This window comes from Vibrio sp. SCSIO 43155 (assembly GCF_023716605.1).
In the GTDB taxonomy this organism is placed as follows: domain Bacteria; phylum Pseudomonadota; class Gammaproteobacteria; order Enterobacterales; family Vibrionaceae; genus Vibrio; species Vibrio harveyi.
On record NZ_CP071854.1, the window covers coordinates 16,588 to 33,827 of the forward strand.

17 protein-coding genes are annotated in these 17,240 nt (G+C 39.3%); 11 read left to right on the forward strand and 6 right to left on the reverse strand.

Annotated elements, in window-relative coordinates; genetic code table 11:
- Positions 1–213: 213 nt before the first annotated feature.
- Positions 214–624, reverse strand: coding sequence for an H-NS family histone-like protein (locus J4N44_RS26930; RefSeq protein WP_069218763.1), 411 nt, complete (start codon positions 622–624; stop codon positions 214–216).
- A gap of 140 nt (positions 625–764) precedes the next feature.
- On the opposite strand from J4N44_RS26930, the gene J4N44_RS26935 reads away from it, so the two are divergent.
- On the forward strand, positions 765–1,124 hold the full coding sequence (locus tag J4N44_RS26935) for a hypothetical protein (RefSeq protein WP_069218762.1): 360 nt from the start codon (positions 765–767) through the stop codon (positions 1,122–1,124).
- Between the two features lie 29 nt (positions 1,125–1,153).
- Here the strand turns inward: J4N44_RS26935 and J4N44_RS26940 are convergent, their stop codons facing one another.
- Entirely contained in the window at positions 1,154–2,875 is a 1,722-nt protein-coding gene (locus J4N44_RS26940; protein ID WP_069218761.1) for a DUF4942 domain-containing protein, read from the reverse strand.
- Between the two features lie 222 nt (positions 2,876–3,097).
- On the opposite strand from J4N44_RS26940, the gene J4N44_RS26945 reads away from it, so the two are divergent.
- The 4 genes from J4N44_RS26945 to J4N44_RS26960 all read left to right on the forward strand — a co-directional run bounded on the left by J4N44_RS26945 (position 3,098) and on the right by J4N44_RS26960 (position 6,291).
- Positions 3,098–4,060, forward strand: a complete 963-nt coding sequence (locus J4N44_RS26945; protein ID WP_069218760.1) for an SPFH domain-containing protein — start codon at positions 3,098–3,100, stop codon at positions 4,058–4,060.
- 124 nt (positions 4,061–4,184) lie between these two features.
- Positions 4,185–4,697 carry a hypothetical protein gene (locus J4N44_RS26950; protein WP_069218759.1) on the forward strand — a complete coding sequence of 171 codons (513 nt, stop codon included), beginning with the start codon at positions 4,185–4,187 and terminating at the stop codon, positions 4,695–4,697.
- A gap of 404 nt (positions 4,698–5,101) precedes the next feature.
- Positions 5,102–5,488: a hypothetical protein gene (locus J4N44_RS26955; RefSeq protein ID WP_069218758.1), complete on the forward strand. Its 387-nt coding sequence runs from the start codon at positions 5,102–5,104 to the stop codon at positions 5,486–5,488.
- A 77-nt stretch (positions 5,489–5,565) separates the two neighbouring features.
- On the forward strand, positions 5,566–6,291 hold the full coding sequence (locus J4N44_RS26960; protein ID WP_252045873.1) for a hypothetical protein: 726 nt from the start codon (positions 5,566–5,568) through the stop codon (positions 6,289–6,291).
- A gap of 38 nt (positions 6,292–6,329) precedes the next feature.
- On the opposite strand, the gene J4N44_RS26965 is transcribed toward J4N44_RS26960, so the two are convergent.
- Complete coding sequence (locus tag J4N44_RS26965) at positions 6,330–8,447, reverse strand: adenine nucleotide alpha hydrolase family protein (protein ID WP_252045874.1); 2,118 nt, start codon at positions 8,445–8,447, stop codon at positions 6,330–6,332.
- A gap of 171 nt (positions 8,448–8,618) precedes the next feature.
- Between J4N44_RS26965 and J4N44_RS26970 the strand changes: the two genes are divergently transcribed.
- Together J4N44_RS26970 and J4N44_RS26975 are read left to right on the forward strand one after the other, a co-directional pair.
- The gene (locus J4N44_RS26970) at positions 8,619–9,680 is read left to right on the forward strand and encodes an adenine nucleotide alpha hydrolase family protein (RefSeq protein WP_252045875.1); all 1,062 of its coding nucleotides are present in this window, start codon (positions 8,619–8,621) and stop codon (positions 9,678–9,680) included.
- A gap of 168 nt (positions 9,681–9,848) precedes the next feature.
- Positions 9,849–10,190, forward strand: a complete 342-nt coding sequence (locus J4N44_RS26975) for a hypothetical protein (protein WP_069218753.1) — start codon at positions 9,849–9,851, stop codon at positions 10,188–10,190.
- Between the two features lie 65 nt (positions 10,191–10,255).
- Here the strand turns inward: J4N44_RS26975 and J4N44_RS26980 are convergent, their stop codons facing one another.
- Entirely contained in the window at positions 10,256–11,071 is an 816-nt protein-coding gene (locus J4N44_RS26980; protein WP_252045876.1) for a hypothetical protein, read from the reverse strand.
- A 114-nt stretch (positions 11,072–11,185) separates the two neighbouring features.
- Between J4N44_RS26980 and J4N44_RS26985 the strand changes: the two genes are divergently transcribed.
- The gene (locus J4N44_RS26985) at positions 11,186–12,784 is read left to right on the forward strand and encodes a DUF4942 domain-containing protein (RefSeq protein WP_252045877.1); all 1,599 of its coding nucleotides are present in this window, start codon (positions 11,186–11,188) and stop codon (positions 12,782–12,784) included.
- Between the two features lie 79 nt (positions 12,785–12,863).
- Here J4N44_RS26985 and J4N44_RS26990 read toward each other — a convergent pair whose 3' ends face one another.
- Both J4N44_RS26990 and J4N44_RS26995 read right to left on the reverse strand, forming a co-directional pair.
- Positions 12,864–13,238 carry a hypothetical protein gene (locus tag J4N44_RS26990; protein WP_252045878.1) on the reverse strand — a complete coding sequence of 125 codons (375 nt, stop codon included), beginning with the start codon at positions 13,236–13,238 and terminating at the stop codon, positions 12,864–12,866.
- A 5-nt stretch (positions 13,239–13,243) separates the two neighbouring features.
- Positions 13,244–14,821 carry a hypothetical protein gene (locus J4N44_RS26995; protein WP_069218750.1) on the reverse strand — a complete coding sequence of 526 codons (1,578 nt, stop codon included), beginning with the start codon at positions 14,819–14,821 and terminating at the stop codon, positions 13,244–13,246.
- A 209-nt stretch (positions 14,822–15,030) separates the two neighbouring features.
- Here J4N44_RS26995 and J4N44_RS27000 point away from each other — a divergent pair, with 209 nt between their 5' ends.
- From J4N44_RS27000 to J4N44_RS27010, 3 genes are read left to right on the forward strand one after another with little or no spacing between them, the layout of a single operon-like run.
- Entirely contained in the window at positions 15,031–15,603 is a 573-nt protein-coding gene (locus J4N44_RS27000) for a class I SAM-dependent methyltransferase (protein WP_069218749.1), read from the forward strand.
- 36 nt (positions 15,604–15,639) lie between these two features.
- The gene (locus tag J4N44_RS27005; protein WP_069218748.1) at positions 15,640–16,119 is read left to right on the forward strand and encodes a hypothetical protein; all 480 of its coding nucleotides are present in this window, start codon (positions 15,640–15,642) and stop codon (positions 16,117–16,119) included.
- Positions 16,120–16,126: 7 nt separating this feature from the next.
- Entirely contained in the window at positions 16,127–16,969 is an 843-nt protein-coding gene (locus J4N44_RS27010) for a hypothetical protein (protein WP_069218747.1), read from the forward strand.
- Positions 16,970–17,240: the final 271 nt, after the last annotated feature.

Consider the following 17,240-nt stretch of genomic DNA (forward strand, 5'->3'; position numbering starts at 1 on the left):
TAGAAAATTTATAATTAATTAAGAAAATGAGACAGCATAGACACTTTTGTTTCTAATAAACTGTGATGACAGAGGTAGATAGGCGTCTATAAATTAAGCAGAACTATCTTTGTAACTAATTTGTTTCAGGTAGAAATGTGTAAAGGCTTGCTGATATGAGGGGGATAGCAAAGAGCCATCGCATTGCGATGGCTCTTTAGAAGGCATTTATTATCAATTCGTTTTGTCGATCAGGAAGTCATCCAAAACATGGTCGCCTTGGTCAAGAAGCTTTTGCATTGCCGAAGGTGTTCGACCTTGACCTGTCCAAGTTTGCTCATCACCGTTGTGATCTTTGTAAACGTACTTAGGAGGGCGCGGAGCTCTTTTGGATTTTGTTTGTTTCCCTGAATTAGACATGTAAGCAAGGAGTTCGTCTGTGTTTATACCATCTTCCTTCATTTGTTTAACATACACTTCCAGTTTTCGTTCTTGCTCTTCTTCTTGTTGTTTAATTAGTTGTTCTTCTTCTTTTCTTTTTGTTAAAACACTCTGGACATTCTCGAGCATTCTTTCAATCTGTTCGATAGAAAATTCTTTTAGTTCACTTTCCACAGTTCTTTTATTTATTAACTTATTAATCATTTCTATTTTTATCCTATAATTTATTTAATAACCATGCATTTATGGGTTTAAATCATGGTACGGGAAACCGAATTTACTTACAATTACGTATCCGTCATAAACATGACATGGTTCCCATACTAGATTGTAGGCATAAACCATTGAACGTCAAAAAAGAATTAGCACAAAAAGCGAATGAACTAGGTTTAATTCAATTTATGGGTGATTTAGCCGCCCATTTTGGTCCTTTTGCTGAAGTTCATATCTCTTCAAGAGAAAGTAGTTCGGATGATTGGAATCATGAATGTGGATATGAGCGTCTTGTTAGCACTGAGAGAATAATTTCTAAAAGACCACTAACTTGGTTAAATGGGAGAAAGTTAGCTTTTGTTGTGCAGACGGATAAGTGTGAAAGGTTTAGTTGGCCGGAACATATTTCAAATGGGTATTTAAAGATTGAAGAGTACCATAGGTGTCCACCCCGAGATTTTCAATCAATCGTTCCGTATACAGGGTATTAAAAAGCCCTACGAGTAGGGCTTTGTTTAGTTTAGAATAAGCTTAGAAGGCGCGAATGAAGTTCGTTATTCGAAACCTTTGAGCTTGAGCAGTTCTCATTAAGAGATGTGTCACTACTTTCAATTTTACCGAAATACATGACAACAACTGATACACCAGAAGTCCCTTCAAATTTCTCAACCCCCTCCCAAAGAATTTCTGTTGATACGTTGTACTCTCGTTGTAAGGATTCTCTATGTGATTTTACTGTGCTAGGTAGCACTGCATACATTTCACCGGAATCGCTTAATATAGAGAGCGCAGCTTTTGTGTGCATCAAGTATCTATTTCCATTGAAAGGCGGGTTCGAAATGATTAAATCTTGAAAAACAAAACCATTTTGAGACAGCTTTAAAAAGTCGCCTTTAACAGCATTATGGTACCCCTTCGATTTCATCACATTGATGTTGAAATCTGAAATATCAATGAGAGTAGCGGATTTTGGAAGTAAACTAGCTAGCTTCCCATACCCGCACTGTGGCTCACAACATTTGATAGATTCAAGATCTCGACCTTCAAGTTCATCTGCAATAATCTGACGAAGTTTGTCAGTTGTTTGGTAGAACTGTGAGTCAACCTTGTTTAGCGGAGCTAGTCCGTTGCAAATTATCTGATTTACAAAGGCTTTAACTTCATCTAACCCAATTTTGAATGAGTAACATACTTTTTCACCAAATAATTTCGACTCCTCGGCAAGCTCACCAAGAACCATATCGGCTGCATCTTTTACTGATTTGTCGATAGTGATGTTGGTTAGCCCATTATATTCTCTGTCGTACTCTCTTCGAAAATCCTTTGAAGGCACTAGGTCGTAACCCTCTTCAATGGAAGCTCTACTGAGAGCGCAACGTAGATCGTTTGGTATGAGGCTTTCACGGCAGACAAACTCTTTTTGAAGCTTTAGACCCGAACTGTTCTTCTTCACATTTTTGCTATCAGAGATGGCTAATGGGTGAAGAAAAGCGAGTACATCATTAAGCTTATCGGCAATATCCGAAGCTATATGAATGTGCAGTGTTCCCTTCTTAAAGACTTTTACTGAAAGTGAATTCCCATCAATATTATGTGGTTTCCCATAGTTTGCTTGGCAAATCTTTAAAATACGATGAGTTTCATACTCTTCAATTACTTCAAAGTTTCGATTTACAACTGCAATTACGCAGCGTAGATCGTGTAATGCAGCAACAGCTCTGCTTTCGTAGAAGTAATAATGACTTGGTAAACCGTTGATGATCAGCTTATCGCTAAATCGCCCAGGTTTATTGGTCAAATGTACATCGCTAAGGCAATTGAAGATATCTTCAACGCGCTGAGCGAAGAGGTTATTTGCATTGGAAGTAAAGCTCGATATTTGTTCCCTTACGGTCTCAAACTCGAACGGAAGCGGTTTGTTTGATAACTCTTCATCCATTTTGTTTTGTTGGACAGTAGTCATTAAGAGTTTGACTCCGCTCTCTTTAATGATTTTTTTCCAACATTCTTCATCAAGCTTTCTAGTGGTATAAGTGTCATCAGCAGTATAAAAACGTGTGTTATCACCCGTCAGGTAATGCTGAATCAGGCCGCTATTGGCTGATAAGAATGAACGAACTAAGTTTATCTCGGCTTGCTTATTCTTTTTCCAATCGATGAGATTGTTTATCTCATACGTGATGGTGTCCATGTTTCCAAATGAAAGACCACCAGCTTTGGCAGTTGTGAGAACTGTACCCATAGATTTATCCCCTTTAATCAATTGAATTGTTGATAGATTTTCAACATTGTCAGTATATATAAACTTGCCAAATGTTAAAGGAAAACTAGTGGTTTTGTGTGTCGAGTTAAATTATTGGACGTTAGATATTTGTGACATCATAGATCAAAGAGCGTTTTGCACATTCTGGCCTCGATTCTATTAGGTTATCTTACGTCTAAATTTATCGTAGGAGTGATTGTTATGTTTGAATTTTTGTGGGGTGTAATCCCGCAGCTTTTTTTGGCTCTAATCGTAGGAATTATGATTAGTTCTTGCTTCTTTATTGTTAAAGGTAAGGAAGGAGCTGTACTTGAGACATTAGGAAAACCACATAGAAAAGCAAGATTCGCAGGACTTCATTTGAAGCTTCCTTCACCTATTACTCAAGTAGTATCAAGAGTAAATATGCAGTTGGTATCTTTGGAGTTTGAATTGGAAGTTAAAACGTCGGATGACGCATTTGTTACTTTGCCAATTTTTGCTCAGGTAAAAGTTCTTCAATCAGACACAGGACCGATCAGGGCGCACTATGAACTGGATAATCCTGAGGGACAAATGAAAAACTTTTTAGCAAACATAATTCGTTATGAAGCTACCAAACTTTTGATGAATGAGTTGTTCAAAAACCGAAAAGATATTCAAGATTGCGTGATAACTCAACTACAAGAGAAGTTTGCCACGTATGGTTATGAAATCGACTCTATTCAAATCGACGAGCCTGTACCTTCGGAGGAAGTTGTTGAGGCCTATAATCTTGTGATCGCTTCAAAACAAAAGGTAGTTGCTGAAACTAATTTTGCTGAAGCTGAAAAAATTAGACTGGTTGGTATTGCTGAGGGGCAGAAAGAAAGTAAAAAACTTCAGGGGCAGGGGTGGGCCGCAATGCGAGAAGCTATTGCGAAGAATGCCAAGGACTCAATGGAAGACCTTATGTCTACAGGGCTTTCCGCGCAAGATGCAATTTTACTTATCAATGAGATAAATCGACTAGATACAATTAGCAGCGTTGGTGAAAGTGGCAATTTGATCTTGATGGACCTAAGTGCGTCGAGTCAAGATATTGGCAAAATAATCTCATCTGTCATGTTAAGTGAGAAAGGGGGGCAAGCCACTAAACCTGATAATGCAGCCGGCCAGATAGGTGAAAGGCAATCAACAAGGTAAATCTCAGATACATTAGGGCAGGTTGGGTCTTGCCCTTTTTGTATAAGTTTACATTTAATCAAGGTATCGTTATATTATTAATGTACTTTTTGTATTGATTCAATTGACTATAGGGGACAAATTTATGTCAAAACTTTTTGCTCGAATTTCAGCTTTTTCAAACTCTAATGATTGGACTTTGCTTTTACAGCCTGTTGAAGAGCTAGACGTTCTTTCTGCGGATCTCGTATCTACTAACGGCTTACCAAAATACTACTCTGACCTTATCCATAACGGGCAAGGGACAAAGGTTAAGTTCAGCGAAGATATGGAAAGTTTTCAAGTTGACTTAGAGCTAAGGAATGTTTCGATTTATCATCATTATGGAGACTGCATTGGCAATCATGTCAAAGATAAGATTGTTAAATCATTTAAGCATTCAGAAAAGATTGAAAACTTCATTGTTCAGCTACCTCGTGGATTAGAACGCCTTGACCTATTACTCGAAATATTCAAGGAGTTTAATGTTGTAGGTGTAACTCTAAATGTCGGTGACTTTGAGAAAAAGGTTATTGCATTTAAAGCTGGACGCTCGAAGAAAGCACAAGAAAGTCGAGAAAAGTTCATATCAGAACTTAAACTTTTAAGTAGTTTTTAGGGGTTATTGCCTCTCAAATCATCTATCACTTTTGATCGTGTCATGAGTGAGATGAACAGTTACTACAACCAGGTAAGTATCTGTGCAGCTATAAGACACACTGACCTTAGTCAGTTAAGTAAAGGTGGATGCGTTGAAAAGCATTATATTCTTCTCAGCCATGTCTTAATTCATTAAAAGGGTCTAACTATCAGAGTTAGGCCCTTTTTTGTCTGCTGTCTATGTAGTCACACTTTAATGGTAGATTGACCGAAAAAACTCGCATTGAACTCCGTTTCATAACAACATCTTCCCCCGAAATATGTTGTGTTACTTATTCTTTGGCGGAAAAAGAGTGTGGCTCAACCTCGCGATCCGTCACGGCACTCATTGAGTGCCGTTTTTTTATTGAAGGGTTATGAAGTATGCGAACATTGTTTATTATTTTTGCGATTTTAATCGCAGGTGGAATGGTCTCGAACGCAATCATTGAGTCGAACTTACCAGATGAAGTGAAGGTCGAGATCTATGAAGCAAAGAAAAGTAAAGAAGCTGAATATGAAGCATCAAAATTGGTAGCTGATCTTGAAGATGAAAGAGACAAGGTTGCTGCTCAGTTAGAGGCAGAAAGGGCCAGAGAGTTAATACATGGTTTAACTAGTATGGACTTAGAAAAGGTACGCAGCTTATCGATGAGCGACGTAGCTTTAATGCTATCTTATTTAGCTCCACTTTTCATATTTTGGTCTTTGGCCGGTGTTTTACTTCTATCAATTTTGGTTAAATTTAACCGTGCCAAGAATGGGCGATAAAATTTTTATGGTAACTATAGCGTGATCCACGATGGGCTGTAGAATACTGTTATCGTGAAAAGTAAAGATATAGAGTTATGACCGTTGATAAAGTTAGCGAAAGCAAGCCAATGAAAATCGTTTTAATAAAAGATGATGGTTCAGAGATGATTGCAAACTCCGCTGCTGAAGTTGCAAAAAGACTACAATCTAAAGAAGCCAGTGTTAACGCCCTCATGAACGGAAGGTTTTACTCATTGAAAGGTTGGAGGCCGAAGCACTCAAAGAGTGAAGCTTTAAAAGAACGTAGGAAGACTCATTTTCAGCATATAGGTGTTCAAAAATCTGGTTATCAAGTTCGGGTTAAATCAGAAGGAATTTCTGTCTATTGCTCTAACTTGAATGAAGCACTCTGTACACGCTTGAGTTTCTTCTTGGAAGGTACGCTAAAGCCTTTAGGATTGCTTCTAGACTTTAAAGACACAATTCATTCTGGTGCAATATCACAAACAAATGATGTCAACCCAGTTGATGCAATACAAGTTAATTATATGGAGCTTGATACTTGTAAGTGGCGTAACAAAGTTTTCAGGATTTCTGAGGCTTGCTACCGTGACGAAGCGGCTTGTAGACGTGCTATCAAAGCGTTTTATGCCCCTTGGGTAGAAAACTACAATCGTATCGCGGAACTATACAATCAAAAGCGCACGAACATTTATGTTGAACTATCCCACCAAGAGATAAAAACTGGCAAGCCGGTAATGCCAAGTTGGAAGTTTGATCCTGAACTTTGGAAGAAATGTTTCGAAGAACTAGAAAAGTAAAAAAAGCACCGTAATTATTACGGTGCTTTTTGATTAGGTTAGAATAATCCCAATTGATTTATCTCAACTTTGATTTTTGATTTACTGGTCAATGTTGGAACAAAAGACGATTCGGTTGAATCATCATATTCTTCTAACTCCAAACCAAAGCAATCCAACAATGAAAGTTGATCCTCTTCGGGAGATACATCGAATAATGAAAGTAGTTCATCTACATCAAGTGGTTCGATAGTAATATCTTCATAATCAACTGCTCCATGCTTTGAAATTTCCTGCAAATACTGCTCTCTAGAGAGTAAATTAAGGTCACTTCGAGCTAAGGCTTCTGTAAGAGATATTTGACCATTTAACTTTCTTGCAGAGTAAAACTGCTGTCGTTGAGCCATTTTTTGGTAAACGCCAATTTTCCCTTTCGCGATCGAGATGGCACCACTTCGTAACAACTGAATAGCAGCACGAGTAGGGTGATAGCCTTCGTATGATCGTGATAAGAAATCCTTTGGTGTTAACTTGAGCATTTCTGCTGCTTCTTCTGATACTGCTAAAGAGCTGCTTTGCCCTACTGGCATCGCAAAGAAGGTTTCATTCGAGCTAGTACCATAGGCTACTCTCAAACCTTCACTATCAAAAGCAACAGCTTCATACTCATGATCAATAAGACCTTGATTTAGGCCTTTGTCTGTCCAATCAGACCCTACGTGAAGATAATATGGTGCAGGTTGTGGAGTTCGTTTCACTTCCTCCATATCATCAACATCCTCGAACAACTCGTAGATCCCATGCTCATAGACATCTTTCCAAATCTCAATTGCTTGAAATGGTTTGTCTGAAAAGCTATGGAATGACCACAAATACTCGATACGTAAGCAATCTTCCGCAGTAATCGTTTGGAAACGTGGTGTAGCCATTTCCCAGTTTTCTGCTGTATCGGGAATACGCCCCTCTACGATGTCTGTAGCTACTTGATAAGCTCGCTCTTCCTCTAGGTGATCAGCAGTTATCATGCCGTGTAGAATTCGACGGACCTTTGCAAAGCCGTAAAGGTCAGGTTGGATCTTCGTGTATCCAAATTTGTCTATTCCTCTGTTAGTGATAACTCTGGCCTCCCAATCATAGTGAGTCAGACTAATGTAGTTTCTGATACGGTTAAGAGGTTTTAAGTATGCATACTTTTCGTCATTCTCGATCAGCGACTCCATACTTTTGTCCCTGCCGCCAGAAACTAGGCAAGTCCAACAACCATGCCTACTGCCGCAACTAGCGCTGTTGGCAGCTTCAGTCTTGCTCGTTGCAAACATTATGCATTCCGAACTTGAGTCAGCGTATACAGTGATTACATCATCGTAATTATTTATAAATGATGGAATTAGTTTGTCTTCACCACTAAATGTAAGGATCTCCCAAATCATCGAAGTAGTAAAATGCTTAATAAAATACGCATTGTAACGTAATGTGCTTTCATCAAACGTTAGACTAAACGGATTGGATGTCCCTCCTTTGGATGCTATAGATTTCGATCTTATAACGCTCTCATCGTCTCTAGAGCCTAAAAATAAAGCGACTTTATTCTCTTTGAGCTTGATGCCGTTTTTTCGTAGATACTGGTTTACAGCTTGTGTTGACGGATTGACTTTTAAATCCATGCTACATTGTCTCACATTGCTAGAAGTAGTTGTTGGAAGCCCTCTTCCAGTAACAACACGTCCGACAAATGATTGAGAGAAGCTTGGTTGAGCCAATACAAAATCAATTGGTAGGTCGAGAGATACGACTTGCATTACTAATTGATTCCAGTGTTTCTTAGCAAGATTGCTGATTTCTGGATTATCTACACGAGTATCGCTATGTACTATGATCGAGTTATGTTCAGGTTTGAAACCTTCTAGTTTCAATTCAACACACGCGATGTAGAAAGCAAGTAATAATACTCCGCTATCCTTTCCAAAGCTTACCCCTATTTGAGCTATATAACCGTCTCTTAGAGCTTTTTTATAGTTATCGACAACTTCAATAAACATTAGTCCGGTAATGAAACCATCCTCATTTTCTTCGCCAAGAATGTGGTGCCAAAGTACCTTTTCGCGCCAATCTAGGAAGTCGTGGTTTATTGTTGAAGAAGATGCGATAACGTCTTCTTTCCTTAAATATGAAAGCATAAGTAGTTTGTCCCCTGTAGTCATTTGAAGTATTAGTCGTTTGACCAATAGATTAAGATTACAACACTTTTGACCTCAGTTCTAGAATGTAAGAGTTGAATGGCGAATAGACAGCGACTAAGATTAACGACGACGATTTTCGTTATTATCAATGATTATAGGGGACAAATAATGCGTTCGAATCGTGTAAGCAATAGCTGTACTCAAAGTATTCTTGAATATCACTATGAGGCAGATGATAAGCCGTTTGTAATGTTTTTAACCGGAAACAAAAACTCGCTTTGTGAGCTAATTAGCTTATGGGGCTTGTGTTCGGACCTTTCAGTTAAAGGATTACCACTTAGGCAAATATTCATTGTTGCTAATACTCAAAATTTTGGCAATTTGGTTGTGACTCGATTTGTAGATCAACTACTAGTTAAGCTTGAGGATTGTGCGAATACTATGGGGTTCCCAATCACAGTAATCAGAAGTTGTTCTAAAGTGGATGACATGTGGGTCGACCTACTGGGACACAGAAGAAGCTACGGATATCATACGGCCACAACAAAGCTATTTGTTGATGCTTACTATGATGTGTTATCCAAGCTCTCTCTTGTTTATGGTGGAGTTAAATTCGTCTCTTCGCGACATCAAAGGAATAAAATTGAGTTGGAAACGTATAATAATTCCGACGTCCATGTAAAAAACGCTACTGTTATAGAGTTGTTTGAAGGCTGTACTTCGGATGATTTGTGGATCTATTTGTTTCAATCTAAACAACCTTGGTTGAAGGGGAATTATGAGGTTATTAACCTCTATTTTTCACTAGGGTATGACGTATTCTCTGAGTCATGTGGTTGTCCAAGCGGTTCCATCTTTGAATGTTCAAGTGCTTTTGAGGCGGATGAATCTATGCCTGTGCTTTCTTTTCTACAGAACCAATTGGAGGATTATGTTGATAAGATTGATTCAGGTCAGGTTACTAAGGCTCATGCTAGTAAATTGCTCACTGACATCTTAGATATTCAGGTGTATTTGAATGCGAATGGTTTTTCTATTGAACTGCTAGGTGTGGTCACTGAAAGGAAAATTAGAACAATTTTACTTGAGGCTGGCGCATTACCTAGTTCTGTTGATGATGAGATTCAATTGATCGGAGAAAAGTTCAAACACTCTGGTCCAGCACTAGAATTTCTTCGCAGTATGAAATTGAAAAAATCAAGAGCAAAAGGTAATGCTTTTGCTGCTTGAATTGAAAAGCAAAGTCGGACAAAGTCCGGCTTTTCTTTTTTTGCTCTTATATGTCTGTAATGTCTCAGATTTCGTTATTTAATGGCAATGAAGGTCCTTCGATGAGTTGGATGTATCGTAAACTGGAAGTACCCTATTCAGAAGAGCCAAGAGAGGGCCTAGAGAAGCATGTTTAATTTTGATTTGTTTAATAAACGCAAGCTACTTGAGTTGGAGAACCAACTCAACCAAGCTCTTAGAGAAATTGATTCACTGAAATCAGACTTGCTTCACTTGGAGCGAGAAAATGATTCACTTAAGAAGAATGATTTACCTTATGCGATCAAAACTGCGGCGCGAGTTTGTACTTCAATTTCTTCTGAACCAAGTAAGAACCGAATTGAAGAAAATAGACCCGTTGGACATGCTGTCAAGGCCGATGTACCGATCGCTGTTCAGGGTGGAGAGTTAACAGGAGTTGGTTTGGCTTATTTAAGCATTGGGATGAGTTGTAATGATTCCGGTGATTAATGAGAGAAATCACTAAAAAAAACCATATTCCAAACAATGGAATATGGTTTTGAGTTGATGGGTGTTCACAAACTATTAGGCTTGACCGAAGTTACCTTGCTAGAGTGATGAAACACGCCAAGTGTTATGTTGTTGAAATACCCAGGGTCGCAGACGACTAGAGGTAAATCTCCGTTGTTGTCTAACTGGCATCCACCAAGAATGTGCGCAATGATTTCTCTGTATGCTTTTATCAATTTTGCTTGATAAAAGATTTTTTCACGCAGAGGTGGCGCTTCAGTGAACTCTTCTTCCCGTGCTTGTCTTACATATCCTCGACAAGCAAGCTTTGACCAAGAACTTTCTTTTTCCCTCAACTGCTCTCGAGTGGAGTTAGATTTGTCCATTAGTTTACAATACTCACTAATCAAGAAAGAGTGTGTCAGATAGGTTCGAAGCTTTTCTTTATGTGTTCGAACTTTATGTTCAAGCACAGACCACCCATCGTTTTTAAGAGCTTTGTTTCTTTTGCTTAGCTCTTTTTCAACCCGCATATAAGTCTCGCGTCTAATGTCACAATCAGCTACTTGAGGGCTGTCATTAACGAAGTAATTTTCACTAAGGAGAGCAAGGTAGTCATCAAGCCATTCAACCGGTACTTCATCGTCAATGAGATCGTTACATGCCTGACATTTTTCGTTTACGAACAAGCTCTCGTTCAGAGTTGATTTTGAGGAGTCGTAATTTGATAAGTCAGTTAGTAAGTCTCGAATAAACGATTGAGCTATACGGGCCCATAGGTCCTCAAACTTATGGTTTGAGGTAATCAAAGCTACTGTTGTTACTGTTGCTTTGTTCGCTCTGTGAGAGTGATTTTCTTCCAAGATCGCAAATGGATTCATATTTATCCCCTTTAGTTAATTAATGATTGCGAAGCAATGTGATGAATATATATGAATTTGCGTGTCCTGAACACTGTCGTATCGTTTGGTTTGGATTTATGTATGAGGTTCGACATGTCAACAGGTGTAATTGTAAAGACGCTCAAGGAGTGTTCTGAGGATTTTGAGTATTATCCGACAACCGAGCGCATGTTAGAGGCAGTTAAGACTGATATTGTTAAAAAGTTTGGTGCGTCGGACAGCGGTGAGGTTTATGACTCTGTCCTCGATGTCGGTGCCGGTTGCGGCTCAGCCCTAAATTATTTAACTATGGGCAAAAAGTATGCGATAGAGAAAAGTCGAACGTTGCTGAGTTTGCTGCCAAATGATGTGTTTGTTGTCGGGACTGATTTTGAGAGCCAAACTCTCATTGATAAGAGGGTAGATCTTGTTTTTTCAAATCCGCCATACATGACCTATGTTGATTGGGCAGTTCGGCTAATCAGGGAGTCTCAAGCAAAAGCTTTATATCTTGTTATTCCAAAACGTTGGGAGAGTTCGAAGGACATAGCTTCTGCGATCAAAGACCGTAAGGCAAAAGCAAAGGTGATTTTTGAGGGTGATTTTACTCAGGCTGAGAGGAGGGCGCGAGCAAAAGTCCATATTGTTCGAATCCAATTGGCCGATCAGCCTGAATACTATGTACAGTCAGGGTTTCGTAATTATGTCGAGCCGTTCAGTCTATGGTTTAAATCAAATTTCAAAATGTCGATTCAAGCCAATGATCTTGCAAATTATGAGGTCGTTGACCTTGTAAGGCGTGGTGTTAAGCAAAAGATTAACAAAAGCAATAAGCTTGTAGCGAATAGTGGTTATATCAACGTATTGGAACAGCTCTATTTAGAGGATATGGACCATTTGATGTCAAATTACTTGAAGCTAGCGGAGATTGATTCTGATTTGTTGAGTGAGCTAAACGTAAATTTGAGAGGGGTTATGGAAGCAGTGAAGCTAAAAATAGAATCTCTCAAAAGCGTGTATTGGAATGAACTTGTTAACCGTATGGAGGTGATTACTCAACGTTTAACCTCAGAATCACGCGACGAAGTCATTGGCACTTTGTTGGAACATACACAAGTTGACTTTACAGTTTCCAACGCGCTCGCAGTGGTTGAATGGGTTGTGAAAAATGGCAATGACTACTTTGACCGTCAGCTTATTAGTTTTGTTGAATCATTAGTTGGTGAGGCAAATATTGTTCTCTATAAATCAAACTTAAAGACTTTCGGTAAAGATGAGTGGAAGTATTCCAAAACGCCAAAATCGTTAGATCGCTTTAAGTTAGACTATCGTGTGATAATTCGAGCAGATGACACTTTGGTGGATGATGCTTTGACAATAGCCTACAACTTAGGTTTTGATACGACAAAGACTAAACGGCTTTCAGAAAGGGAAATTTGCTTCGGTAAGAAGGAAGAGTTTTTTTACTATAACCATACGTTAAAGGATTGGGTTTTACTATTTGATGCTAAGTGGCATCAAAATAACAACCTTCACTTAAGGTTTAATCAGGACTTCTTATGCACTTTGAACGTGCAGTTTGGTTTTCTGAAAGGGTGGATTAAGGATAACAATCAAGCATCTGATGAGCTTAATATAGAGCTTGATGTGCTCGATGCGATCAAAGGGAACTTTAAGATACTGCCGAGCCTTGCAAAGTTCTTGATTACATAGATTTTGCCCGAGAGATCATGCGATTAAATGAATCAAAAAGCCGAAAAATTGTTCGGCTTTTTCGCATCAAAAATAGTGTTTAGGCCATAACACCCCTGCCGAGAAGTGATAGCACTATAGCAAAAACCCAACTCCAACAACCAATTGCATTGAGCCACATAAATGCCCTAAACCTAATTGACTTGTTCGATGCTCTTTTTTGTATAAATGGATAGGAAAAGCAATAATCTAAGAAGCGACTTCCAATAGCATATGAGAGTTTGTAACTAGGTCGCATATCACCTTTTTCGTCGTAGATTTTTGTAATGCTCTTAGCTAATTGTTTATCGATAAAAACAATGTGTCGATAATCGCCCAGAGAAATGATTGCGGAGATAACTACACCTGGTATCGCCCATAAAATAGCGTAAGCACCAAACATAGTTGCAGTTCCCATGATTGCGTTTTCTAACAAAGTAATTACTCCATTGACCATTGATAGATAAAATACAGTTCATCGCCGGCAGCTTTTCCTAAAGTGGAACCAGTGATCCCTCCTATGGCACCACCAGCTATTGCGCCACCAATTGCTGCAATAGCAAGAACTGGGGCAGACGCAGTAACTCCCAGAACAATTGCGATACCGGTAACTATGCCTGTAGAAGCTGATGCCCCCAAAGCACCTCCCTTGATTCCTCCAAACCATCCCCCCATGAATCCTGCTACTTCACGAGTTGTTGTTTTAGCGCAGTCCCCTGAAGCATCAATATTACATGCTTCATAAATGCTATTCATACCGCTGGCCGCACCCAGTAAAAGTCCTACATGACCAATCCCTCGCGCTGCGCTAATGCCAATAGAAATATTCCCAATTTTTCTTCCTAGGTTCCGTACGTAACCTTTCTTTAGGATTTCATCTGCATTATGAACCACTGATTTAGTCGACAGCTTGAGATTTCTCTTAAGCTGCGTATAGACGGGAAGTTGAACAGATTTTTTGGATAACATGGCAAACGAACCATCAAGTTTAGTCAACAATTCTGAACGTTGAGAGATAAACGTCCCATAGTTCATTGAACCAGTGCGACTAGCCATAGCAACCTGTGATACATAGAGCGTGTTGATTTCCTCAAGGACCCTAGTGATGTTCGTTAAGTTCTGTTCAACTAAAGTGGCTGTTGCACCAACACCAGTTGACACTTGGGCGTAATAGTCGTTTGGTAGACCATCGTTGGCAATTCGAACGCTTAATTGATGTGACAATAGTTCAAAATACCTATTCAGCGTCGCTACCTCAGTATCTAATAGCTTTGCGAGCTCATAACTAGCAATGGTCGCTTCTTCAATTAAATTTCTAAAATCCGATTGCTCAGATTCAGTTTGAGGTGAAGAGGTTGGTAGTACGACTATTTCTCCTTCAAGTACAGGTTCATTGAGGTGTGAGTTTGAATCGATAATGAGTTTCTTCTGTGACGGTGAGGTTTCTGAAGTGAAAAGCTCTTCCCATAAAGATTCCTGAGATTGTTTCTCAGTGACTTGCATCCATCCTAGTGAAAATCGTACGTGTTCAGATTTATTGTGATCATCGCTCGACTTAGGCCCTTGTTCTTTGGTTGTTTCATGGGTTGTAGATTCAACAAATTGCAGATTGTTTGTATTCGTCGTGGTACTGGAAATTGTTCCGATGGGAGTCAGCGGTCTTTCCGCCGGATTTGCGAACCCGCTTTCTGTAGGGTTTTTTCTACTTCTTATCGCGTTACACCAATTTACAAAAGGTTTAATGCCTTTTGACTCCATAAGGAGAAGTTCTTTCTCTTTTCTTAGGTAAAATTCAAGCTGTTGTTCTGTGTGTGCTTGTTGCGCTTCAACCACTGAGTTGTATTTAACTTTTTTGTAAACCTTACTGTATACGAGAGGGTCGTTTCCAAGAAATTGCTGCATCGCCGTTTGCTGATAGAACATCTCCACGGCTTGATCATAGGTAACGTGAAATCTCACCCAAAGAGCACTGCTTCTGGGTGGAAATGGGTAATTTCGTCCTTTTGGTTTCGAGTTCATGGTATGCCCAAATGAAATAAACGTAATAATACTCTTATATTTTGTATGGAATATTGTGTGGAAGTATTTCAGTTAAGTTGTCTAGTTAAACAGTCGTAACGACTATCAATTAGTTTGAATTGATTAGGTTTCGTTGTTTGCTCTAAGGTCGCTTGCGTATTTTTCAGGTGCGATATGCTCTTAAGAACTATCAGTGGAGGTGATTAGTGATGAGCTGTGCAAAACCAAGATTCAATGACTTTGGTTTAGTTGTGACTGAAGCCATTGAAAATGATTTTAAGATAAGTGCAAAAACGGCCATTTATCGGAATGGGCCATCCGTACCAATGAAAGAACTTCATAAACGCGGCTTGATACCAAAAGAGGCATCTTGTTTGAACTTTGGTAAAGGTAAGTATAACCATGATTCGGACCTTATAAGATCCGTCAGCGGCAATTGTAGTGACTACGATTACACGTATTGTAGAACTAACATTCTAGGAACTTCCTTTAACTTCGTTGTATGTTTTTACGTTCTTAATACCCTTCCTTTTGAGTCTCGAACTGTTGTTTGGTCCCAGTTACGACAAGTAACAAAACAGGGCGGTGTGTGCTTCATTGCAGTACGCTCAGATAAAGACCGAGCTATTAAGGGAGTACCATATGAAGATGGATTTAGAACGAGTTCGGGCACGTATCAGATAGGTTTTACCGAAGAAGTAATTACGAATGAAGCGTTACAGTTTTTTGCTAATGTAAGAACAATTAAAGCATCAGGTTATCGACTGTTAGAATGTCGATAATTGTAGTGGTAACTGTTATTGAGAAAGTATAAGAATATGCATAACAAACGTATTTTAAGGACCCCAAAAGATGTAACTGAATGGTTCAGTCGCACACCGACGGCCCCAGTCACATGCGAAAGATGGGGAGGACAGCGACTAGAAGCCAGAACGTTCGATGAGGCAATGCGGTTCCTTAAGCCGCTCAAGCTACTAACATTACCGACAGGGAATCGCACGGCTTTTTCTTTTACGGTTGAAGACGATGTATTGGTATTGATTGACGAAACTGAAGATAAACCTCTGACCTCTCTCACCAATGCGATTGGATTTGTTCTGGTATATTTCAAAAGAGAATTTGGCTCAGCAATGCCGAGTCAAGTAGTTAGCCGTGACTCAGATGGGTATTGGTGTCGAGTAATACATACAAATGGAAAATTTGAGAGTTGGAGGCCTATTGCTAATGGTCTAACAGCTCATGGTTGGGAACCGGAAGATGTTTTGGAACTTCTTTCACAGAAATGCATGTTGCAGTGAGGGTGATATGTTTCAAATGATTGGTAACTCGGACCTGATTAAGCTACTTGATAAACACTTATGCTTGTTTCCTTCCATACCTTTTTACTCTAAAGGGGAAATTGACGTGGGTGATTGGTCGCTAAAGCGTTTTAGTTTTTCATCAGCTAAAGGGTATTTTAGTGATATTTCAACTTATGGAACAGGTGTAGCTTTAGTAAAGAACGGTGTTCCTTGGATGAGTTGTACTCCACTCGAATTTGAAAGTCACTTGTGTGCTGAATATTCGGCGACAGGCAAGGTTGTAGTAGCTGGCTTAGGGTTAGGTATGATCGCTAACAGTCTGCTTCAAAAAAACACGGTCAAACGGCTGATTGTGTTGGAAAAAGATGCTGACCTGATTAAAAACTATGAATCTCTGATTAGTGGAAAAACTTTAAGGCTTTGGAGGAATGCTAAGGAAGCTGGCAGGCTAGTGATTCATGAGTGTGATTGCTTAAAACCATTGCCACCTCACGTAATCAGCGATTGTAAAAATGCGTCTTATCTTTGGGTAGATGTATGGGAAAAGTTACTTGCAGAGGAGGGGCTTGGTATTGCGCAATGTCTGCAAAAGCAGATTCAAGCCCAAACGGTAGATTTGTGGGGGGTGGAATTGGAAATCATGTCCCGTATCACAAGTGAATTTAAAGCGAATCCAAATAAAGATTTTATACGAGCAGCAAAAGAGTTAGAGCTTCCTGTTACAGCGCTTACCTTAAGCGGTAAGTCATTGCAATTATATGTAGAGCTCTCAATTAAAGCGATGCGAAGTTACCTAGAAGAACAGCAGAAAAAAAAGGTGGCTAATTTCGCAAGCTTGCAAAATTAGCTTGTACTGATTAATCCGGCTAAAAGGTGCCAACCTTATGAAGAGCTTTGAGAGGTCTATTCAACGCGACTACAATAAGATGCCATTGAACCTGAAGCGCTATTTCGTTTTAGAGGGTAAATGGTTCAATTTGATTGATGCGATTGTAAAGCTTGGTGTTTTAATAACACTAGCGATTTACGTGAACTTAATGGTTGATGAAACATGGTTAGTTGGAGGTAAACGATTGATACTTCAGAACCTAGAACATCTACCTCACCCAATTACAGTG